The sequence below is a fragment of the Nitrospira sp. Nam80 genome, assembly GCF_965152575.1.
The window spans coordinates 234,500-254,671 of sequence record NZ_OZ224216.1 but is presented as its reverse complement, the minus strand read 5'-3'; the positions used below and the strand labels follow the sequence as shown (position 1 = coordinate 254,671).

Sequence of the window (20,172 nt, the reverse complement as noted above, 5' to 3'; positions counted from 1 at the left end):
CGAGCCCTCCTTGCAAGGTTGCGCCGGCTCTTCAAAAGGCAATCTCCGACCGGCTTGCATTGGCATGGGCCGGACTCAAATGCCCGGTCGAACCATCCGGATTCACCCAGGAATAGTCTCTTGCCGGTGATAGTCCAACAAGGCTGTTATCGGTTCCACGGACCCCGTCGGGATTGACCCATACATGCTCCCGCCTCTTACGCGAAGACTCATCAAGTGCGCTCACAATGAGGCCATGAGCCCCGTCGGGATTCACCCAAGACGGACCATCATTGTTGACGAAATTCACCTGATCCGGTTGAGAGTACGGCGGGCTGGTCAACACTATCAGCACTAAGGATGCCGCGAGGGTGATAACACTCAGAGCTTTCATGGCTGCACCTCCGATCGTGAGGTTGTACATACTTCTCAGCAGGTTCAGTTTCGGTCGCAGAGATTCCTTTCGATGCGCCATGGCTTCATGATCTGCATGGCTTCCATCCGACTGAGATGGTAGCGGCTGCCCGGCCCAACCGACTCGTGAAGCAAACCCGTTGCCGTACGTTCGGCAGCCGGTTATGAAGCATCGCGCTCTCCTTTTTCCCACACCGATTGTTTTTGTCAGTCCGCCACCGACACACTGCAACGCCGGTGCCATCGCAAACACTCGGCAAGCGTACCGCTCACGCCAGCATTCTTTCTCCTGATCCCGACTGGAATTACGAGCCGGAGGCAACTTTCTCTCGTTCACTCATCAGGCGCTGCCGCGATGCCCTCTGTATCGTAATAGAGACTTCGTGTATCGAAATGGATAACGGCGGGAGACGCGAGCGCCGGCGTGAGGCCAAAGACTAATGGAACCAAAAGGTTTGTTTTGACCTTAGCGGAGCCCCATGCTACCGTTTTCTCGGGCGGACGATTTATTCATCCCGCTACGATGACATCGCGAGCGTCCATCCTTATCGTTCTCTTCTCCCTCGTCTCGCTCGTCGCGAGCGTAGATGTCGGCCCGGGGATCGGCGCTGAACGCGTTCTTCCAGCGCAAACAATCGATGGTGAGCCGGCGGCTGACGTTCCGCCGGTCCTTGCACCGGACGGCATTACCGGCCCGCCAGAGGCCCATGTTCCCTCCGCATTGCCGCAGGCGCCCGCGAAGGCGCATGCCGTTCTGAAGGCGATCCAGAATCGACACGGTGAGCCGCCTCCCGGCTATGTAGGCGGCCGAATCTTTCAGAATCGTGAACGGAGGCTCCCTCGCGGGGAGTATCGAGAATATGACGTCAACCCGAAGCGGGCCGGGAGGAATCGTGACGCGGAGCGTATTGTCGTCGAGCGGCGAACGGGAAAAGCCTATTACACGGATGACCATTACCGGACATTCATCCCGATGAACTGAGGCGGAGGCATGAGCTTTGCCGCATTACAATCGACCAAAAGACCCTGGGCCCATCTCCTCATTGTGCAGGACGGCCGGAGGCTCGACCTCGCCCAACACATGCCGGCGAATTTTGCGGTGAGGATCGTCTCCGGAGCCAAATGCAAAACGAAATCAGGCCTGCTCGCGGAATTCGCGCGCGCCCTCTCGTTTCCCGATTACTTCGGTCATAACTGGGACGCGCTGGAGGAGTGTCTGGCCGACCTCGATTGGTTGCCCGCTCGCGGCTACGTCATCATGGTTACCGAGGCAGATCAGGTCCTCACGAAACTGGACGACGAAGACGATTACGAAACCTTCATCGAGATCCTTTCCGAGGCCGGCGAAGCCTGGAGCAGCAAGCGATCCGGCGCGGTCGCCGGCGAAGGTACTCCGTTCCATACGGTGCTGGCGGTCTCAGAAAAGCACAAACACAGACGGAAGAACTGGCTGGTTCCGGCGCTTGCGACGGACCACCCAGCCGGTGATTCAAAACGAAGCGGGCCCTCCAGACTGAAGACCCGCTAAATACCCAGGAGGCGATGATGGGTTTACTTGATCAATTGGGACAAGCGGCGGGCGGGATGTTGGGCGGCGGAAATGCCAGCCCTTTACTGAAGGCGATTTTGAATTTGCTCGATAAGAACAGCCAGATCGGCGGATTGGAAGGTCTCATCCAATCCTTTCAACGCAACGGGCTCCCCGACATCGTCAACTCATGGGTCGGCACTGGACAGAACCTTCCCATCTCTCCCGATCAAGTCAAGCAGGGGCTGGGTTCCGATCTCGTCAGCCAGTTGGCCTCCAAGGCCGGCCTGAGTTCGGACGCCGCAAGCAGCCAACTGGCCAGCCTGCTTCCCGGGCTCATCGACAAATTGACGCCTGACGGAAAAGTTCCCGCCGGCGGGGTTCTGGAGCAGGGACTGAATCTTCTGAAAAGCAAGCCGGCCTGAGCCGCTCTATTCTGCGCTCCATTGCCGTTTTCGGCGGGCGGTCTCTAAGTCTCGGATGAACGGAGCCGACATCCACCGGGCCAGTGTGCGAAAGCACCGCACTTCAGTGTGTCTGCCGGCGCCGTTGTCGACCGGAGTCGCTGAAAATGCGCCTCGCATAGGCCGTGCGTTTTCACTTGGATCATCGAACGGAGCCTTCTCTCGAAGAAAACCCCGCATGCCTTCCCTGATACACCACGTGCAGATAACTTTCACTTATCCCTCATTCGCTTTGACAACGAGCTTGGATTTACGCCGGCAAGACTTGCGCCATGGGCAAGTCCGGGCCGTCATGAATCAAATCAATGGTCTCCATTAAGGGTAACCGGCAATTCACCGGCCTCTCGTCACAAATGTAGGCAAGCGACGCGGCGGGGGGCCGTCTTTCCGGTCTTGACGCTACACAAGGTGCATGCTAGGTTGCCGCGCTCCAATGAAACTCGAACGATCGCAGCAGCTCTTTGAGGCGGCACGGCAAGTGATTCCCGGCGGAGTCAATAGTCCGGTCCGGGCTTTCCGCTCCGTCGGCGGCCATCCCCGGTTCATCAAACGGGCCAAGGGCTCGCACCTCTATGATGTGGACGGCAATCGTTACATCGATTATGTGCTGTCCTGGGGTCCGATGATCCTCGGCCATGCCTGCGCGCCGATCGTCAAGGCTATTCAACAGGCCGCCACGCAGGGCACGAGTTACGGCGCACCGACGGAACTGGAAGTGGAACTGGCGTTGATGATCCGGGACGCTTTGCCATCGATGGAGATGGTCCGGCTCGTCAGTTCCGGCACAGAAGCCGTCATGAGCGCCATTCGAGTAGCGCGCGCCTTCACCAAGCGCGACGGAGTCCTGAAGTTTGAAGGCTGTTATCACGGCCACAGCGACTACCTCCTCGCGAAAGCGGGATCGGGGCTCGCCACCTTGGGCATTCCTGATTCACCGGGCGTACCGGAAGATTTCACGCGCCATACCCTGACCGCTCCCTATAATGACTATCGCGCCGCGGAGGCGCTCATCCGCACCCATTACAAGCGGATTGCCTGCCTGATCGTGGAACCCATCGCCGGCAACATGGGCGTGATCCCGCCGGAGCCGGAGTTTCTCCTGAAACTCCGCAAGCTGACGGAGGAGAGCGGCATCGTGCTGATTTTTGATGAAGTGATTTCGGGATTCCGCGTGCAGTACGGCGGCGCTCAGACGCTCTACGGCATCACGCCCGATCTGACGGTCCTCGGCAAAATCATCGGTGGTGGATTACCGGTCGGCGCCTATGGCGGCTACAAAGAAATCATGCGGATGATTTCGCCGTCAGGCTCGGTCTATCAAGCAGGCACATTGTCCGGCAACCCGTTGGCCGTGACGGCCGGAATCGAAACCTTGAAACGGTTGAAGGCTCCGGGAGTGTACCGGAAGTTGGAGGAGGGTTCGGCCGCCCTGAGCGACGGGATCGGCAAAGGCGCCCGCAAGGCCGGGTTGCCCCTCACCCAGACACGGGTCGGTTCAATGATGTGTTCATTTTTTCACAAAGGGCCGGTCACGGACTGGAAAACCGCAAAACAATCAGAGACCCAGACCTATGCGAAATTCTTTCATGCCATGCTCGAAAGCGGCGTTTACCTGGCCCCCTCGCAATTTGAAGCCGCCTTTCTTTCTACCGCCCATACCGCGGACGACATCGACCGTACCATCGAAGCCGCCCATGCGGCCTTCAAGCAGCTGTAGAAGCCCTCAATCGTTCTCGAATCTCAGCGCTCGTGAAGCGCCTTGCGCCGAAGTAGCATCTGTGACTCGGCGATTTGGCGAAGTTTTCAACTTCGCGCAATCACAAGATCACGAAATCGTACTTCATGATGCCATATCTCATTCATCGTCCTCGTCATCCATTTCCAACGCTTCCTGCCGCTTCTGCTCTTCCATCGCGTTGTGGAGCAGCATGCGAATGAACATGGAATAGAGCGAGCCCTTTTCCAACGTTCCGCCTGGGGGGACGGCAATCCGGCCTTCCTTGATCATTTTATCCATCCAAGCCTTTTGATCGGGAGCGATCAGAATCGGCACCTCGACCAATCCGACCTTTCCAAACATGTCCATGATGAGTTCCTCCGTGAGTGCTCAGAGCTGATGGCTGATAGCCGATAGCAAATAGCTATGAAACATAGAATCCGAAAGGTAGTGTGGATAATCGGTTGTCATGAGCCATTGGGTTTGGTTTCTTGCCATCAGCCATTCGCTCTTGTGACCAGAAAATCGATTTCAGCATGCAGGTTTCCGGGAAGTCAAGGCATGAGCGCGAGGCCTTGTGCAAATCACCCGGCTCGTAGGATCAGCGGCCATCGCCCGTTCGTATGGACCGGAGTGCACCGAGCCTCGATACTCCAGCGGACATGAGATGCCTCCGGCTACCTCTGTATCCAATTGGGATCGAATGGTATCCGGATAGATACACATCGCAATGATGACGGTTTTTGTCGATCTCATAGAGATTGCGCTCATCCCGCAAAAATACAGGCGATAGAAGCGATAAACCCCTAGAAGGGGCTGAATAGCGACCGAACAGCACGTGCCGACGTGCGATGGCATGCAACCTGCTCAACACCATGGTGCTGCTTCCAAATGTTGCGGGGTCACCAGCATGAAGGATCGGATACTGTGCCTCATTGCGATTGGTTTTATTATTCCGACGTTTTTCACACAGGCAGAAGCTCTGCAGCCAACGGAGCCAATCTCATCCCTTCCCACGTATGTTCCGTCAGTTCCGTCCGGATCCACTTTTTCCTCCCTTACCCCTCATTGCGAAGGCTGTAGAGTATTGACTCCCGATAAGACCAAACCGAGGCCCGGGAGCAGAGGATTTCATCGTCCTCCCCGCCATCAAGGTTCTCGATACACGAGACTCAAGAACGGAAGGCATTTGAAGTTCAAGCCGGCAGGCATTCGAAGGCAATCGGTGCAATTGCCTCGTCGAGCGCTGACCCGCCTTGGCCTCATGGCACGACACTTTGAAAGTTGGGAGGTCCAGGCAGTGGACGGCGACACCATTCGATACGGCACCGAACGGATTCGCTTGCGCGGCATGAACGCCCCCGAACTGTCCGAGTCTGGTGGACTTGAAGCGCAACAGCGGCTCGCCGAGCTTCTGAGTCAGGGCAATATCAATATCATCCCGCACGGGCAGGACGTCTATGGCCGCATGCTGGCCGATGTCTTCATCGGCGACCGGAACGTCGCCGACATCATGACGGCGGAGGGATTCGCAAAACGGGGGTAAACGACGCCTCGTGTCACCAGGCGCTCCCTCATTAACCCCCGGCAAACCCGGAAACGCACAGTGAATAACCGCTATTCAACAGCCATCGTGCTCGGAGCCAGCATCAGCGGATTGCTTGCGGCACGCGCGCTGAGCGGGCATTTTACTCGCGTGATCGTGGTGGATCGTGATCGGTTGCCGGATGGGGCGGAGGCGCGCCCCGGTGTCCCGCAGTCTGCGCATGCCCATGGGCTGTTGGCCAGCGGCTACCGAGTGATGGATCGATATTTCCCGGGCATGATGGAGGAGTTGAACAGGCTCGGCGCTCCCTTCAGCGATGTCACGGGAAATTTTCTGTGGTTTCAGTATGGGCATTGGAAGTTGCGCTTTGATTGCGGCCTTCGCGGGATTACTGTGAGCCGACCTGGTTTGGAGTCAGCCATTCGCCGACGGGTGAAATTACTTCCGAACGTAATCTTTCTCGAGGGGGCCGAAGGGATAGCACCAGTCTTCGATGGACGAGCCGGACAAGTAACCGGACTCATCGTGCGACGCCGGGATCGCAATGACGAGGAGCAACTGGCCGGAGATCTCGTTGTCGATGCCACCGGGAAAGGGTCACGGTCGGCCAGATGGCTGGAGCGGTGGGGCTTCGAGCAAGCGGAGACGCTTGTCCTGAAAGTCAACGTAGGATACGCAACCCGCACCTGCGAGCGCCGAGCGGGTGAGTTCTTCGGCTCATCCGGAGGAGTCGTATCGGGTACTCCGCCTCAAGACACCAGGTATGCCGCTGTGCTTGCCGCTGAAGGCGACCGGTGGATCGTCACATTGGTCGGTACGATGGGAGACTATCCGCCGACAGATGAGCAGGAATGGCTGAAGTTCGCCGAGAGCCTGCCGGTTTCAGCGGTGCATGATCTCATACGCACGGCACGACCGCTGAGCCGGGTCACAAGCTATAGATTCCCCGCCTATCAACGGCGGCTATATGAGGGTATGCGGATTTTTCCGAAGGGCTTTCTCGTCGTGGGCGACGCGCTATGCCATTTTAACCCAATCTATGGGCAGGGCATGTCGGTGGCGGCGCTTGAAGCCGTAGCACTCGAGGAAAGCCTACTGAATGGTCTTGACGACCTGGCATCGCGGTTCTATCGGCGGGCGAAAAGGATCATCGACATCCCCTGGCTCATCGCTACGGCCGAGGATCTTCGTTTTCCGCAAGTCGAAGGGAAGCGCCCGCCCGGTTACCGTTTCGTGAACCGGTACTTGGAGCGCGTCCACGCGGTCGCTTCGGAAGATCCGGTCGTCTGCCGACAATTTTTCGATGTTCTGAATCTATTTGCGCCGCCCGTTTCACTTATGTCCCCGCACATACTCTGGCGTGTGCTCGCGCGATCGACTCCGCGAGGTACAGGCTCGCCCTGGTGCGCCATGCGGTCCGAGGCGGGAGTGGCCGCCTGACTTGCTTAGGTCTCGTGAATTCCCATCGCGGTGGGCTATGAATATGTCAACATCCCATGATCAATGGCAAAGAATAAGGCAACGTCCATACACATGGCAGGCATGTTGGCGTAAATGGTTTTTTGACAAGGCTGCAGGGTTGCCCTTCATCCGAGTCTCAGCATAGCGGCAATAGAATCGCGCTCAGACGTCGGTTGCCTTGGCTCAAGGCGGAGAAACAATTTTTGCGTGATGCGATTACCCGTGGCATTCCGGTGCTGGGTATTTGTCTTGGCGCTCAATTGATCGCGAGCAGCCTTGGCGCACGTGTCTACCCCAACCCATTAAAAGAGATTGGCTGGCTTCCGATCCAAGCCGAGAAGGCGCCCGATCACTGCTTTCAATTCCCGGCGGAATGCACCGTGTTCCACTGGCACGGCGAAATGTTCGAGTTGCCTAAAGAGGCAACTCGGCTCGCTGGCAGTCCCGCCTGCTACAACGAAGGATTTCAGCTCGGCCGCAACGTCGTCGGCCTCCAGTTTCATCTCGAAACGACGCCGGAGGGCGCAGCCATGCTGATCGAACATTCCCGGCACGAGATGCTCCCGGGGCCGTATGTGCAGTCAGAAGCCCAGATCCGCGCGGTTCCCGCCGAAACCTATGCGGCCGCTAATTCGTTGATGAATGACTTGCTCAACCATCTTGTCCGGACGACAGGGTGATCATCCGGACACCGGAGGTCCCACCAATTCAGGCATGCCAAAGTGATCTGCCCCCCTTCTGCCCCACCGGGCAATTCCTCTTTTCCAAGCGACGCAATCGGCCCGACAGCATCGTGCCTTGACTAGACCGTTCGAATCCCGCAGATTGGTCCGTAGGCAACACACTGCGGTGCGGCTCATTGTTGTAGCAGCGCCAAAGATCCAGCCACCTTCCCGGCGAATTCATAGAAGCATGGAACCTAAGACTCCCGGCTACGGTGTCATCAGCCATTACCTCGGCGACAAGGGGCGCAGGTATTTTGCCTGGCAAGGCGAGGACGGCGTGACGCAGGCGCTGTACAACAAGCACCTGTGGCGGCCGTATATCTCTCCGACCGATGAGGTGTTGGACTTCGGATGTGGGGGCGGATTTCTGCTGAAGGTGCTCGATGCCAAACGAAAAGTCGGGGTCGAAGTGAACCCGCATGCGCGCGAGAATGGGCGGCAACTCGGCATCGAGATCCATGGGTCGATCGAAGAGGTCCCCGGCACATTCGACAAAGTCATCAGCAGCCATGCGCTGGAGCATGTGCCGCATCCGCGCCAGGCGGTCCTGGAATTGAAGGAGAAATTAAGGAATCGGGACAGCCGGCTGCTCTTGCTGCTTCCGCTGGATGACTGGCGGGCAAGTATGAATCGACACTATCGTTCCGGCGACGTCCACATGCACCTCCAGACCTGGACGCCGCAGTTGCTGGGCAATCTGTTGAGTTCCTGCGGCTTGCGAGTAGACGAAGTGCGCGTCATCAATCACGCCTGGCCGCCGAAACGGCAATTGCTGTGGCGGCTCTCCCCGGCATTGTTTCATGCGGCCGCGTTGGGTTGGTCTATCTATAACAAGCAGCGGCAGCTGTTCGCGATTGCGGGGCTGCAATAGGCTTTACAGACAAGCGACCTGCCGAGACGTTTCACGACTGGGCCTCCGGCTCTAAACTCGAAGGGGTCTAGCAACCCGCTCCTCCAGACCAGTGCGCCGTGCAGGCCCCGACTCACCGTAGCGGTCAAATCGTATCCTTTTCGATAACACGGATTCCTTTTTCAGATACAGTTCGCTTCCGGAGCGGTGTTCAGTATTCAGGCCTGGATTAAGGATCAAGCCCTTCAGCCCACGAGGGGCACATGTTTTGCTGACACATCCGCTCAAACTTCATCATTCAAGAGGACTCTATGAAAGTCACACAAGATCACATCTCGCAGAACACCAAAATGGGAGCGAACCTGGTGGCGGATGGCGCCACCTTTCGCGTGTGGGCGCCACGAGCGCAGGCGGTCTACCTCAACGGGCGATTCGGCACGGCCGATATGTGGGACAAAGAGAATCCGGACATGCTGTTGAAGAAATATGATCGAGGTTACTGGGCCGGCTTTGTCCGCGGGGTTCAGGACGGCGACCAATATCTTTTTTACGTGGTCGGCGACCAGACGCGAAAAAACTTTAAGCGAGATCCGTATGCGCGGGAATTGACCAGTCCCGAATCACACCCCGGCACGTTGCAATATCCCTCCTGTAACTGCATCGTCCGCGATCCGAACAGTTATCAATGGCGAGTGCGGGAGTTTCGGCCCCCGGCATTCAATGATCTGATCATCTACGAGCTGCACATCGGCACGTTCTTCGCCGTGGACCAGGCAAACCGTGATCGGCGCTCGACGCGAGGCGGCCAATACCTGGATGTGTTGGACCGCGTGGAACATCTGAGGAACATGGGAATCAATGCGATCGAGCTGCTGCCGATCCATGAGTTCGCGAGTCCGATCAGCCGGGGGTACGATGGGATCGATCTCTTCTCGCCCGAAATGGATTATGGAGAGGCCGATGCCGCAGAGCTGGCTCATTATCTCACGAAGGTCAACAGACTCCTGCGCAGCCGCGGCGCCCGGGAGCTGCAGCTCGCCGAAGTCCGGCCGTCCATCAATCAACTGAAAGTCTTGATCGATGTCTGCCATCTCTACGGGCTGGCTGTGCTGTTTGACGTGGTGTACAACCATGCCGGCAGCGCGGTGAAAGACCAGACCAGCGGGTTATGGTTCTTCGATGAAATGCCGCGCGGTAATCCCAACGACAGCCTTTACTTTACGGATCAAGAGCACACGGGCCCGGTCTTCGCATTTTGGGAAGGGGGAGACAACCATCCCACGAGAGATGTTCAGGGCTTTCTCATCACCAACGCCAGGTTCTTCCTCGAGGAATACAAGGTCGACGGGATCCGCTACGATCAGGTGACGGTCATTGACCAACACGGCGGATGGTTCTTCGCCCAGAGACTGGCGGACAAGGCGCGCGAAGTTGATCGCCGGAAGGTGCATGTTGCGGAATTCTGGCTCGGCGACCGCTTCAAGGGCGTGGTGTCCCCCCCGCGAGGATTGGGATTCGACGCCACCTGGCACGATGGCCTGCGCGAGACTCTTCGTCGCATGATCGCTCAAGCTGCAGGCGGCCGCAACGCTCACGTTCAACTCGGAGAACTGGCGGATCGGCTGCAGCACGGGGTGTTCAACTTCCCGTTTCGATGGCAGGTGGTGGAATACATCGAGAGCCACGATGTCATTGACGTCGAGCATGGAGATCGACAACCCCGCATCCCGAAATTGGCCGACTTCAACAATCCGCATTCCTGGTACGCGACCAGCCGCTCGCGGGTTGCCGCGGGCTTTCTGCTGACGGCACCCGGCATACCGATGTTGTTCATGGGGCAGGAATTCTTGGAGGACAAGTTTTGGAGCGACAATGAACAGGCACATCCGGGACATTTGATCTACTGGGAGGGACTTGCCTCAAACAAGACCATGAAAGACTACTTCCAGTTTATGAAGGAATTGATCTGGCTTCGCCGGCGGTACCCGGCATTGCGGGGCGAATCCATCAACGTCTTTCATGTCCATGAGGACAACAGAATCATCGCTTTTCATCGCTGGATCGAAGGAGCCGGCCGGGATGTGGTCGTGATCTGCAGTTTGAACGAATCAACGTTCTGGTCTTACGACGTGGGATTTCCTCAAGCCGGCCCCTGGCTCGAAGTTTTCAACAGCGACGTGTATGAAAACTGGGTCAATCCTTGGACGGCAGGGAATCGGGGCGGGGTCTTTGCGGGCGGGGACGGCAGGCATGGATTGCCGTCCTCGGCCTTCATCGTCATTCCCGCCAATAGCATCCTGGTTTTTGCCAGAGACCATGGTGATTAGCAGGATGGAGATTAGCAGGCCGAGGCCGGATACCATCGTTGAAGAGGCGGTAATCAGCGGCCTCCTCCTTCAATTCCATCGACTGATCAGGCCCAGATAACACAAGGCGTCAGCAGCTCACTTGACGCTCGGGGCACTTACGGCTCGAGCGGCCTCCCACTGGAGTTCCGCCGAAACCACAATCGGTCATGAGTGCGTTGAACCGTTTCAAATGGAGTGGCCTATTAGCGTATCTTTTTCGATAAAGCCCGCTTTCTTTTTAGATACAGTTGCCCTCCGGGCGCTCGCGTTCTGGAACATCCTTCCATTCCTATCTCGGCCAAAATTAAGTAAAGGCGGTTGAACCGCTTATCGGCACATACCTTGCTGCCTCTGTCTGAAGATGGCGCTCGCGACCTCGCCGCGTAACCACATAACTTTCGTGTGTCCCGGGAGAGCGCACACTCCACTTCATCATTCAGCGCTTCAGCAAAGGAGAACGGCATATGGCTAAGGACCCAAATCCGGAAAGGAAAGAAATGAAAGGGATGGAAAAGAAAGACATGCCCGGCCGACGAGCGGCGCCGGAAGAAACCGGGGGCGACGGGTTCCCAAACGAGATGCTGTCGGGCACGGCCGGCCAGGCTTCGACCGGCAGCATGCCGGCTCCCGGCATGAGCGAATCGACTCGCTCGGGACGCGAGATGCCGACCGGCCATATGCGCGAACCCGGGGCATCGGCCGCCGACATGCCGATGGGCAGCATGGGGGAACCGGCTTCACATATGGGCGGGATGCCGACCGGCGGCATGGGCGGAGGCGGATCGGACGCTGGCCGTTTCCCGCCGTCTGATGCCAGCGCGAATCCCGCGTCGGCGTTTCTTGAACCGGGACTCGTCGAGGTGGAGTTCCGAGAGGGCATCAAACCTCACGTCGCTCCAGCCGCTGCCGACGCGCCATCCGCGATTATGAGTGATATGGGTGCCAATCTCTCAGGGCTCTACGAAGTGCTGCAACGATATCGACTTGATCGGGCCGAGTCCACTTTTCAAATTTCCGCGCAAAGCGCAGATGCCGCGCAGACGACGGCGCACCTGCAAGGGGTCACGGTCCCCAATCTGGCCAACTTCGTCACCTTACATTTTCCAGCAGAGGCCGACACGCAACGCATCGCTCATGAGCTGGCCGCGTTGCCGGAAGTCGAGCGCGCGGTGGCCGTGCCCAAGGCCATTCCGCCTCAGACTCCGTTGAACGAGCCGCTTATTGGCACGACGGATCAGGTCGTGCTGAATCCTGCCACCGGCCTGGAAAATCAGTGGTACATCTTTCGTTGCCGGATCAATCAGGCCTGGAGCATGGGGTCAGGCAATGGAGTCGTGATCGCCGACATTGACTGGGGATATCGCACGACCCACCAAGATCTCGCGCCTCGGGTAGTGGGTCAGTTTGAATTTAATGGCGAGATTTAGCACTGCGCTACGAGTGCCCAAAATTCACGCTTAGATATTCCGGCTTGCCCTATTATGCTCTTAACGTCTAGTGCTCGCACGACCCCATGATGGCAATCTACAGTCACCTTGTACATACGACCATTCACTATCCGCTTCCACTGTTCATGTGAGGTGCCGGACGCGCATCCGCAGTTAGTGAATTGAAGCTTGGTAAGTACGCAGGAAACTACTCGGCAGGGCAGTGGCTTGAATGGCACTAGAAGGCAGGAACCAGCGGGACGGGAACTTTAAACTCTTGTCGAGATGCTAGGCGGTGAATATGGCCCATTGCTACAATCAACGCATACCGTAGCCAGAAATATACCGGAGCACGTCTTGGGAGTAAGTCGCTAACATATTCCGCATCCTTCTCAACTGCCTCCCGTACATATGAACGAATTAACTGATTGAGTTTTGAGCGAACCTCCGAGAAATTATCTCCTCGCGCATAGACGTTTAAATCAAGGCAAATGGCAAACCAAGTACCATCCTTTTCCTCCTCTGCATAACAGCGAAGTACGAGATTAGTCGGCTTGATACAGGGTTTCATATAATTTTGATAAGCGAAGAACCCCGAACTGTATCGAGGCTTGCTGAAAGTATAGCTCTTTTTAAAGGCCAAATGGAAGCCCTCTGATTCTATGAGCTTTTAGTCTAAAAGCCGAGCGATTTCCTCAATATTCCAGACATGATCCGCTATTCCCGCCTCCATGGCCGGTGTCACCCGTAGCGTTTGATGCACTCGGCAAAAGTTGTAGTGCATGAAATGTAGGGCTACCGCAGCCCTCGTATTATCCACTTTCTTTGAGAAGGCATTGGTTAGCCTGGTAAACCGTCGCATGCTCATGCGCATGGTCAGGTTCTGCCGTTCGGCGTAGCTGGTAGAGACGTGTTCGGGTTCGGGATTGCCCATGATTTTATGGGTACGGGTGCCGCAGCACTGCGCCGGACTGTAACGGGTCGCACCTTCCTGAGACGGAGCCGCATACAGCTTTTCGAGCATCGCGTAATCAATCTCACTGCCAAACGCATTTTCCACGGCTCGCAAATAGGGCTTGTGACCGTCTGTCGTGAGTTGAACGCGATGAGCAAGGCGTGAGGCCAGGTCATCAATGAACTTCATGGCGTAGGCTGTATTTCGTTCTCCAACCAGCCATGAAGCAATCAGCTTGGTATCCGCACATATCGCCGTCCAGGTCCAAACATCACCGAAGCCCAACTTGTTCTTAAATTCCTCGGGAACATTCTTTTCTTTCGCGTAACAGAATGACCAAATCTCATCGCATTGAACGCGCTTGCAGGGCAGATTTCTCAATCTCTCATCCTGATATTTCTCACAGGCTTTCCCGAGATCCGCAAGCAGCTTGAGCACGGTTCCTTTCGCGGCCCCAGTCATCCGGCATGTAGCGCGGATGCTATTACCCTCAACCAGCGCGGCAATAATTGCGGCTCGCTCTTTTGTGCTCAGCTTGTTCATGGCGTCCTCCGTACTGATGGAGCGCATATTACTTGAACGCTCAAGCATTGTCAATAAGTGATTCGCATTGGGGGACGAATGGGGCTATGCCCAGTGGCACGCAACTGCTACTTGACTCGCCCAGTTGAAATGGTGTAAGTATTGGGGGTCAGAAAACAAGAAGGCGACTTCGGGCTTATCCCTGGCAGGAACCCGAAGCCGCCCCACTGAAAGGCGGTGGCATAAATGTTAGTTTAAGGCCCCTTGCAAGGGCAATGGGGGCGGGGAAACCCGCCCCCTTACGCCACCGTTTGTTTTAGGACTATAGCATAGTCCTTATACTGGAGGCAATCACCATGAGCGCTCAGCATATTGATTATAGAGCGGTCCTAGCCGACCTGGAGGCCAAAAAGGCCGCGATAGAAGCGTCTATCGCCGGAATAAAGATGATGATGTTTGGGGAAGTTGAGGGCCATGCGGCAGGAACAAGCATGGTTAAGGCACATTCCGGTCAAAAGCTGGCATCTAATACCTTTTCAAAGATGGGAGCGGTAGAGGCCGCCGAACATTATCTCCGTCTTGTGGGTGAGCTAAAAACCACGGCTGAAATAGTAACGGCTCTGGAAGATGGCGGAATCGTTCACCAATCTCAGGACTTCAGGAAGACAGTTTCGACGATCCTTAACAGTAAGGCGCGTGATGTCTCTTCAGAGATCACCAAGGTTAAGGACAAATGGGGGCTTTCCTCGTGGGGGCCTGGGCTCAAGCGTGCCAAGAACGCCAATCTAGGGATGGAGCCGGAGCCTTCCGCCGAGGAAGTAGAGAAGGATGTCCTACCAAGCCAAGTGGCTAGCTAGGATGCTTCCAGCGAGCCTTAGCCGCCTTGAGCGCGATCTCTGCCCTTCGCTTCTTCGATAGCTTATTAGCTCTCGCCTTCCCGCCCTTCAGCCCGCCCAATCGGCCTAAAGCCACTGCGGCGGGATTTTTGTTTCCTAATTCGGCTGGCGATTGCCCGGTTGCAGCCTGTAGGATCTCAAACGCGGTGACGTTGATATCGGTGGATGGTTTTTTCTTTTTAGCCATGTACCGAGCATACATGACCGGTTAAGCATAAGCAAGATCAGAGAAATTCAAACTGACCCACTACCGCGCCTCGCTTTGACTTGACTCACGCCTACAACGCCTACGACGGCGGTACCAATGTCTCCACCGGCGGCTACGTGTATCACGGCACCGGCGTGACCGGCTTGGCCGGCGGGGCGGACAACGACTTGGGCATCGCTGGGATCGCCTATGAAGCGACCATTTGGCCGGTCCAGGCCGACAGCGGTCCAGGACCGTTTCTCGGGGGGAATGCGTGGGCTCGGGCCATCGATTGGGTGCGCACGACCGACAGCGGCGGGATGCGCAAGGTGATCATCCTGGAAGTGCAAACCGGTTCATTCGGCAATTACGAGATGGTGCCGTCGGTCAATGCGGCGATCCGGACGGCCATCGCGCACGGAGTGGTGGTCTGCGTGGCCGCCGGGAACGGCAATCGGGACGCCGGCATCGACGATCAGGGCAATCCGATTCCCCCGACCGGATCGATCCTTGTAGGAGCGACGGAATATCACGCCACGGAAAATCGGCGCGCATCGTTCAGCAACTTCGGCGCGCCGGTCGTGGTCTGCGCGCCCGGGGATAGCTCCCACGATCTCACGTGCAATAACACCGCGGACAATGCCTACCGCAACGGATTCGGCGGGACCTCAGGGGCAACTCCCAAAGTGGCCGGCACCGTCGCATTGATGTTGGATGTGAACCCCAACCTGACGCATGAACAGATTCGAACCATACTGAATACAACCGGGACGGCCGTCGTCACGGCCCCCGGCAAACCGGTCGGCACCTTCCTCAATGCCGAAGCAGCCGTGCGCGAGGCGCTGCGGAGGACGGGGGGACGACTGGAGGTCTTTGCCCGAGGTTCTGACAAAGCACTCTGGCACAAGTGGCAGACCGCGCCCAACAACGGCTGGAGCACCTGGGCCTCGTTGGGCGGCTGGGTGAACCAGCCGGTGGTGACTCGTAACGCGGATGGCCGGCTGGAAGGTCTTTGTCATCGGCAGTGATCAAGCTCTCTGGCATAAGTGGCAAGTCGCGCCCAATAGTGGATGGAGCAACTGGGCGTCTCTTGGTGGTTGGATCGATCGGCTCTGCGTCGGGCAGAACGCCGATGGACGGCTCGAAATCTTTGCGCGAGGCTCCGACAAAGTACTCTGGCATATCTGGCAAACAGCCCCTAACAATGGCTGGAGCGGCTGGGCCTCATTGGGCGGTTGGGTCGATAGGCCGGTGGTCGGCCGCAATGCCGACGGCCGTCTCGAAGTGTTCGTGATCGGCTCAGATCATGCTCTCTGGCATATCTGGCAAACGGCGCCCAACAACGGCTGGAGCGGCTGGGCGTCGCTCGGCGGCTGGATCGACCAGCTTTGCGTCGGACAGAATGCCGACGGTCGCCTCGAAATCTTCGCCCGCGGTTCCAACGGAAGCCTCTATCACATCTGGCAAACCGCACCCAATAACGGCTGGAGCACGTGGGTTTCCATGGGCGGTTGGGTCGATAGGCCGGTGGCTGGCCGCAATGCCGACGGCCGTCTCGAAGTATTCGTGATCGGGTCAGATCACGCTCTCTGGCATATCTGGCAAACGGCGCCCAACACCGGCTGGGGCGGCTGGGCCTCGCTCGGCGGCTGGATCGATCTCGTGGACACCGGACAGAATGCCGACGGGCGGATCGAAGTCTTCGCGCGTGGCGCCGACAAGGCCTTGTGGCACATCTGGCAAACCGCGCCGAACAACGGTTGGAGCAGCTGGGCCTCGCTCGGAGGCTGGATCGACCAGTTGGTGATCGGACAGAACGCCGCTGTCTAGGGCGTTCTCTCTTAGAGGAGGTGGCCGGACGGTGGCACCGCTTCACAGGCCCACGTGGAACCCTCGCCCAGAGATTGAAGACAAGTCCAAGCGAGGACTCCCTGCTCATCGAGAAAGAATGCACGCATTATCTGTGCGATCCGATGATCCAGTCGCTCGGTAATGGGTCAGTTTTCCTTTTGCGTCATGCCCGCGAAGGCTGGCATCCACTCCTTGATCAAGGTTAAACGCTTAAGGAGAAGGGCCTTGACTGAATTCCTGCTTCCGCGGGAATGACAGACTTCAGTGCTTCTGATGGCAAACTGGCCACTACCAGTCGATCCGTTGACCTGCTTAACCATCTGACCCGGATATTATGCCGGCCGGTTCAGCGTTTTCGAGCTTGCAAACGTCGGGTCGTATGATTCCCGGCATGGGTACGCGCGTCCCATTCGAGGAGCAGTCGTATGCCCGGACGACAATCAAAAACCAACGTCACGAAGAAGAAAGCGCATGGCGTCACCAAAACCTGAGAACGGAAGTACTCAGCCGGCGCCTCCACCCACCCAACCGTCCGCCTCTCCAGCCGGCGCAACATCAGCGCCTGCCGTGCATACCAATCCGCCGATCGACAATGAGCAGAGTCCCAAGAAGCCCACTCAAGAGGGGCAAGCGACGGCGCATTCCGGCTCGTACTCACCGGCCAGGCGGTCTCGGGGCCGACCATCATTACCTGCACGGACAATGGCAAGGCCGTCGGCTTGGCCTATCCCATCGCATCACTGCTCGCCGGGCAGGTTGCGGCCGGCATCGGCGACAAGAACGACAAGTACGGCGGCATCGGTCGGAACGGCGCCCAGAAGACTCCCGAGGCCGTGGATGGATCGCTGCTCGATGTGAACAAACCTCATAGTCTGACGAACGGACAAATACACAACCTCAACACGACTCACTTCATCAGGGACCACGAAAACGTCCATAACGCGCAGGTCGTCGACGCCGTGGCTTCGGCCATCGCGGCCGCGTGAGTCGGGCAGGTACCCTATGGGAAGGCCGTGACAACTTCACCGCCCGATAGCTCTAGATCCAACGCGCCCGGCCTCGCACACCGATCGTCCTGAAAAGAGAGGTAAGCAACGATAAGAGTTAGAGTTCCCGTAATGGTAAAAGACCCTGAAGTCACGGATTTTAAAGACATCGAGACAACTGAACCTTACGTTATTGAGCAAGAAGACTTCTTCCTCGACGGTCCGATCAGCGCCGTGTCGCGGTGTTGGATTAGATGAACCGGTGGATTTTCTCAAGGTCAGTCATCACGGAAGCCATAACGGGACGCCGGACGGTGATGTGCTCGACGCATTCCTTCCCAGGATAATCGGCGACTTGTCCAAGCGGCGGGCGGCGATCTCAACTTGGGAGAACACTTACAGCGGTATCCCGCACGATCCCGCGAACCAGAAACTGCGGGAGCGTTGCACGCTGCTCTCGATAGTCGATGACCCGACCAAGGAATTTTACGACGTGGAGATCAGCGAGTGAAGCCGGCAGCCGATCACGGCTTCTTCTTTTTCTTCTCGCTGCTGTTATCCGAAAACAACAGCCACGCCAGCACGATGAAGCCGATTACCACGCCGGCGACGGCCAGCCACGTTCCTAATTTATCCATTAACTCCTCGCCGGCGGTGCTTGCAGCACGGCAACCAAAGTCTGGTCGAGCCGCTTCACCTTCAGTTGATCGTCGACCGTGACCAGCTTGGCCGAGCCCTCGACGATGATCCGTTGACTGATTCGTTCGCGGATCACATGGCCGAACGTGAGCGAGGCTTGTCCGATCTCCGACAACTTGGTCTCGATCTCCAGGGTCTCGCCATACCGGCCCGGTGAACGATAATCGATCTCCGCATGGACGACCAAGAACTGCGTCCCCTGTTCAATGAGGCCGACGACCGACAGCCCGCGCTCCTCCAGAAAATGGGTCCTCGCCCGTTCAAAGTATTTCAAATAATTGGCGTAGTAGACGACCCCGCCGCAATCGGTGTCTTCATAGTAAATACGAATCTGCATCGGCTCTTAGAGGCTGAGGATAGGAAACTTCGGCAGCGAGGGTTCCGTCACGCCGGTCAACTTCAGGACGATATCGTAGAGCTGGTGGAATCGCTCCATCTTGATCGGTTCAAATCCGTGGCCAAGAACGGCATGATTCGCCGCATCCAACAAGGGCTTCATTTTCGGCCACTCTCGTAAGAAGACCTGCCCCATCTGGTCGCCTAAGCCGGCGAGCGCGCGGAACTGGCTCTGCAATGGTAGCTTATACTTCCCGTCCACATCGTCCAGATAACAGCTCCGGCAGGTTTCCTGTAAGGCCTGCGGCAATTGCTCGGGCCGCACATCCCAGGTCTTGACGCTATATTGTTTGAACAGTTGTCGCTGCGCCAATGCTTCCAGGGCCCGTATGAGCACCACCATGGCCCCCTCGCCATCATGATGCGTCTGCGCGCGTCGATGAGCATGGGCCAGCAAGTCCGGCCCGACCAGCTCTTTGACCTCCGCAGGATCCAGCACGAGCTTTTCCAGGAATGCACTGTTCGTCTTGATCGCCGGCAGCAACGCCTTAAGCCCCGGAGGCCCGCCCCACAACGATGCCATGTCGAGCGCCTTCAGTGCCCCCTTTATCTTCTCCCAGGCGAGGCGATATTGCAGTTGGTCCCATAAACCATAGCCGTCGGACAAATCAGCGAGAGCGCGATACAGTGGTTTCTGTCCGCCGCTGACGCGCATTTCCAAATTGTGGAATAGAAGTCGCGCCGAGCGGAACGCTCCGCGATTGAAGGAGTCGCACGCTTCGCGTCTGGCAAACTGGGCCGCTTCGTCCCATGGGTTGCCCTGGAGCCAGGTCTTCTGCCGTCCTTCGATGATAATGGCGCTGTCGTCCGCCTGACGGTCCACCTGAACATCGGTGAGCGTGACCAGGCGCGAGGTCCATGGAAGGGTCGTGGAAGCCAACGCAGCCGCCATCGCCGGTGTCGCGCCGGTCAAATCGACCACCACCTCACCCGATTGCACCTCCCACGTCCGGAAGAGATCATGGATTGTGCGGGAAAGCGTTTGATGACAGGTGATGACGTCGGCGGCATTGGGAGTCACAATGCAGTCCCAACGTTTGGGCATCTGTTGGATCTTGGGTTGCACCGACTGCTCGATATGGTATTTCATGGTTTCCGGTGCGAAGAAGCAGAGCAACTCCGGGTTCAGCCGGTTGATCACATACACGGCCAGATCCGGAGCATCGGTCAATGCGAGCAGCAGCGCTTTCACTGTCGTATCGGCGGGCATATCGACGGACT

21 protein-coding genes are annotated in these 20,172 nt (G+C 57.4%); 15 read left to right on the top strand and 6 right to left on the bottom strand.

All coding sequences use genetic code 11. The features are described 5' to 3' along the window. Window positions 1–31: 31 nt before the first annotated feature. Complete coding sequence (locus ACWGXE_RS01220; RefSeq protein ID WP_447600650.1) at window positions 32–373, bottom strand: hypothetical protein; 342 nt, start codon at window positions 371–373, stop codon at window positions 32–34. A gap of 543 nt (window positions 374–916) precedes the next feature. Between ACWGXE_RS01220 and ACWGXE_RS01215 the strand changes: the two genes are divergently transcribed. The 4 genes from ACWGXE_RS01215 to hemL all read left to right on the top strand — a co-directional run bounded on the left by ACWGXE_RS01215 (window position 917) and on the right by hemL (window position 4,102). Beyond that, a complete protein-coding gene (locus tag ACWGXE_RS01215; protein ID WP_447600649.1) occupies window positions 917–1,375 on the top strand; it encodes a ribonuclease domain-containing protein in 459 nt (152 codons plus the stop codon). 9 nt (window positions 1,376–1,384) lie between these two features. Beyond that, entirely contained in the window at window positions 1,385–1,921 is a 537-nt protein-coding gene (locus ACWGXE_RS01210) for a barstar family protein (RefSeq protein ID WP_447600648.1), read from the top strand. A 14-nt stretch (window positions 1,922–1,935) separates the two neighbouring features. Beyond that, the gene (locus tag ACWGXE_RS01205; RefSeq protein ID WP_447600647.1) at window positions 1,936–2,346 is read left to right on the top strand and encodes a YidB family protein; all 411 of its coding nucleotides are present in this window, start codon (window positions 1,936–1,938) and stop codon (window positions 2,344–2,346) included. 472 nt (window positions 2,347–2,818) lie between these two features. Then, the gene (hemL, locus tag ACWGXE_RS01200; RefSeq protein WP_447600645.1) at window positions 2,819–4,102 is read left to right on the top strand and encodes a glutamate-1-semialdehyde 2,1-aminomutase; all 1,284 of its coding nucleotides are present in this window, start codon (window positions 2,819–2,821) and stop codon (window positions 4,100–4,102) included. A gap of 138 nt (window positions 4,103–4,240) precedes the next feature. On the opposite strand, the gene ACWGXE_RS01195 is transcribed toward hemL, so the two are convergent. After that, window positions 4,241–4,471, bottom strand: a complete 231-nt coding sequence (locus ACWGXE_RS01195) for a hypothetical protein (RefSeq protein ID WP_447600643.1) — start codon at window positions 4,469–4,471, stop codon at window positions 4,241–4,243. Between the two features lie 856 nt (window positions 4,472–5,327). Between ACWGXE_RS01195 and ACWGXE_RS01190 the strand changes: the two genes are divergently transcribed. The 6 genes from ACWGXE_RS01190 to ACWGXE_RS01165 all read left to right on the top strand — a co-directional run bounded on the left by ACWGXE_RS01190 (window position 5,328) and on the right by ACWGXE_RS01165 (window position 12,459). Beyond that, complete coding sequence (locus ACWGXE_RS01190) at window positions 5,328–5,648, top strand: thermonuclease family protein (RefSeq protein ID WP_447600641.1); 321 nt, start codon at window positions 5,328–5,330, stop codon at window positions 5,646–5,648. Between the two features lie 60 nt (window positions 5,649–5,708). Further along, complete coding sequence (locus tag ACWGXE_RS01185) at window positions 5,709–7,088, top strand: FAD-dependent oxidoreductase (RefSeq protein WP_447600639.1); 1,380 nt, start codon at window positions 5,709–5,711, stop codon at window positions 7,086–7,088. 224 nt (window positions 7,089–7,312) lie between these two features. Beyond that, window positions 7,313–7,789 carry a type 1 glutamine amidotransferase gene (locus ACWGXE_RS01180; RefSeq protein WP_447600637.1) on the top strand — a complete coding sequence of 159 codons (477 nt, stop codon included), beginning with the start codon at window positions 7,313–7,315 and terminating at the stop codon, window positions 7,787–7,789. A 232-nt stretch (window positions 7,790–8,021) separates the two neighbouring features. Then, complete coding sequence (locus ACWGXE_RS01175) at window positions 8,022–8,705, top strand: class I SAM-dependent methyltransferase (protein ID WP_447600635.1); 684 nt, start codon at window positions 8,022–8,024, stop codon at window positions 8,703–8,705. Window positions 8,706–8,995: 290 nt separating this feature from the next. Then, the gene (locus ACWGXE_RS01170; protein ID WP_447600634.1) at window positions 8,996–11,011 is read left to right on the top strand and encodes an alpha amylase C-terminal domain-containing protein; all 2,016 of its coding nucleotides are present in this window, start codon (window positions 8,996–8,998) and stop codon (window positions 11,009–11,011) included. Window positions 11,012–11,496: 485 nt separating this feature from the next. Next, the gene (locus ACWGXE_RS01165) at window positions 11,497–12,459 is read left to right on the top strand and encodes a hypothetical protein (protein ID WP_447600632.1); all 963 of its coding nucleotides are present in this window, start codon (window positions 11,497–11,499) and stop codon (window positions 12,457–12,459) included. A gap of 670 nt (window positions 12,460–13,129) precedes the next feature. On the opposite strand, the gene ACWGXE_RS01160 is transcribed toward ACWGXE_RS01165, so the two are convergent. Further along, window positions 13,130–13,957 (bottom strand): IS1 family transposase, encoded by an 828-nt coding sequence (locus ACWGXE_RS01160; protein WP_447600630.1) that lies wholly within the window; start codon window positions 13,955–13,957, stop codon window positions 13,130–13,132. 335 nt (window positions 13,958–14,292) lie between these two features. Here ACWGXE_RS01160 and ACWGXE_RS01155 point away from each other — a divergent pair, with 335 nt between their 5' ends. After that, entirely contained in the window at window positions 14,293–14,793 is a 501-nt protein-coding gene (locus tag ACWGXE_RS01155; RefSeq protein WP_447600628.1) for a hypothetical protein, read from the top strand. On the opposite strand, the gene ACWGXE_RS01150 is transcribed toward ACWGXE_RS01155, so the two are convergent. Then, complete coding sequence (locus ACWGXE_RS01150) at window positions 14,786–15,019, bottom strand: hypothetical protein (protein WP_447600627.1); 234 nt, start codon at window positions 15,017–15,019, stop codon at window positions 14,786–14,788. The two genes, ACWGXE_RS01155 and ACWGXE_RS01150, sit on opposite strands and share 8 nt — an antisense overlap. An 80-nt stretch (window positions 15,020–15,099) precedes the next feature. On the opposite strand from ACWGXE_RS01150, the gene ACWGXE_RS01145 reads away from it, so the two are divergent. The 4 genes from ACWGXE_RS01145 to ACWGXE_RS01130 all read left to right on the top strand — a co-directional run bounded on the left by ACWGXE_RS01145 (window position 15,100) and on the right by ACWGXE_RS01130 (window position 18,367). Further along, window positions 15,100–16,047: a S8 family peptidase gene (locus ACWGXE_RS01145; protein ID WP_447600625.1), complete on the top strand. Its 948-nt coding sequence runs from the start codon at window positions 15,100–15,102 to the stop codon at window positions 16,045–16,047. Next, window positions 16,013–16,849, top strand: a complete 837-nt coding sequence (locus ACWGXE_RS01140) for a hypothetical protein (protein WP_447600623.1) — start codon at window positions 16,013–16,015, stop codon at window positions 16,847–16,849. The genes ACWGXE_RS01145 and ACWGXE_RS01140 overlap by 35 nt, the downstream gene beginning before the upstream one ends. A 740-nt stretch (window positions 16,850–17,589) precedes the next feature. After that, window positions 17,590–17,856: a hypothetical protein gene (locus ACWGXE_RS01135; RefSeq protein ID WP_447600621.1), complete on the top strand. Its 267-nt coding sequence runs from the start codon at window positions 17,590–17,592 to the stop codon at window positions 17,854–17,856. Between the two features lie 262 nt (window positions 17,857–18,118). Then, window positions 18,119–18,367: a hypothetical protein gene (locus ACWGXE_RS01130; RefSeq protein ID WP_447600619.1), complete on the top strand. Its 249-nt coding sequence runs from the start codon at window positions 18,119–18,121 to the stop codon at window positions 18,365–18,367. A 126-nt stretch (window positions 18,368–18,493) separates the two neighbouring features. On the opposite strand, the gene ACWGXE_RS01125 is transcribed toward ACWGXE_RS01130, so the two are convergent. After that, window positions 18,494–18,892: an acyl-CoA thioesterase gene (locus ACWGXE_RS01125; RefSeq protein ID WP_447600617.1), complete on the bottom strand. Its 399-nt coding sequence runs from the start codon at window positions 18,890–18,892 to the stop codon at window positions 18,494–18,496. A gap of 6 nt (window positions 18,893–18,898) precedes the next feature. Beyond that, complete coding sequence (locus tag ACWGXE_RS01120) at window positions 18,899–20,161, bottom strand: TIGR02710 family CRISPR-associated CARF protein (protein ID WP_447600615.1); 1,263 nt, start codon at window positions 20,159–20,161, stop codon at window positions 18,899–18,901. Between the last annotated feature and the right edge of the window lie 11 nt (window positions 20,162–20,172).

What these genes read in the sequence shown, in the direction of transcription:
- ACWGXE_RS01220 (WP_447600650.1), bottom strand. Translation starts at nt 373, where the DNA reads ATGAAAGCTCTGAGTGTTATCACCCTCGCGGCATCCTTAGTGCTGATA.
- ACWGXE_RS01215 (WP_447600649.1), top strand. Translation starts at nt 917, where the DNA reads ATGACATCGCGAGCGTCCATCCTTATCGTTCTCTTCTCCCTCGTCTCG.
- ACWGXE_RS01210 (WP_447600648.1), top strand. Translation starts at nt 1,385, where the DNA reads ATGAGCTTTGCCGCATTACAATCGACCAAAAGACCCTGGGCCCATCTC.
- ACWGXE_RS01205 (WP_447600647.1), top strand. Translation starts at nt 1,936, where the DNA reads ATGATGGGTTTACTTGATCAATTGGGACAAGCGGCGGGCGGGATGTTG.
- hemL (WP_447600645.1), top strand. Translation starts at nt 2,819, where the DNA reads ATGAAACTCGAACGATCGCAGCAGCTCTTTGAGGCGGCACGGCAAGTG.
- ACWGXE_RS01195 (WP_447600643.1), bottom strand. Translation starts at nt 4,471, where the DNA reads ATGGACATGTTTGGAAAGGTCGGATTGGTCGAGGTGCCGATTCTGATC.
- ACWGXE_RS01175 (WP_447600635.1), top strand. Translation starts at nt 8,022, where the DNA reads ATGGAACCTAAGACTCCCGGCTACGGTGTCATCAGCCATTACCTCGGC.
- ACWGXE_RS01170 (WP_447600634.1), top strand. Translation starts at nt 8,996, where the DNA reads ATGAAAGTCACACAAGATCACATCTCGCAGAACACCAAAATGGGAGCG.
- ACWGXE_RS01165 (WP_447600632.1), top strand. Translation starts at nt 11,497, where the DNA reads ATGGCTAAGGACCCAAATCCGGAAAGGAAAGAAATGAAAGGGATGGAA.
- ACWGXE_RS01160 (WP_447600630.1), bottom strand. Translation starts at nt 13,957, where the DNA reads ATGAACAAGCTGAGCACAAAAGAGCGAGCCGCAATTATTGCCGCGCTG.
- ACWGXE_RS01155 (WP_447600628.1), top strand. Translation starts at nt 14,293, where the DNA reads ATGAGCGCTCAGCATATTGATTATAGAGCGGTCCTAGCCGACCTGGAG.
- ACWGXE_RS01150 (WP_447600627.1), bottom strand. Translation starts at nt 15,019, where the DNA reads ATGGCTAAAAAGAAAAAACCATCCACCGATATCAACGTCACCGCGTTT.
- ACWGXE_RS01140 (WP_447600623.1), top strand. Translation starts at nt 16,013, where the DNA reads ATGGCCGGCTGGAAGGTCTTTGTCATCGGCAGTGATCAAGCTCTCTGG.
- ACWGXE_RS01125 (WP_447600617.1), bottom strand. Translation starts at nt 18,892, where the DNA reads ATGCAGATTCGTATTTACTATGAAGACACCGATTGCGGCGGGGTCGTC.
- ACWGXE_RS01120 (WP_447600615.1), bottom strand. Translation starts at nt 20,161, where the DNA reads ATGCCCGCCGATACGACAGTGAAAGCGCTGCTGCTCGCATTGACCGAT.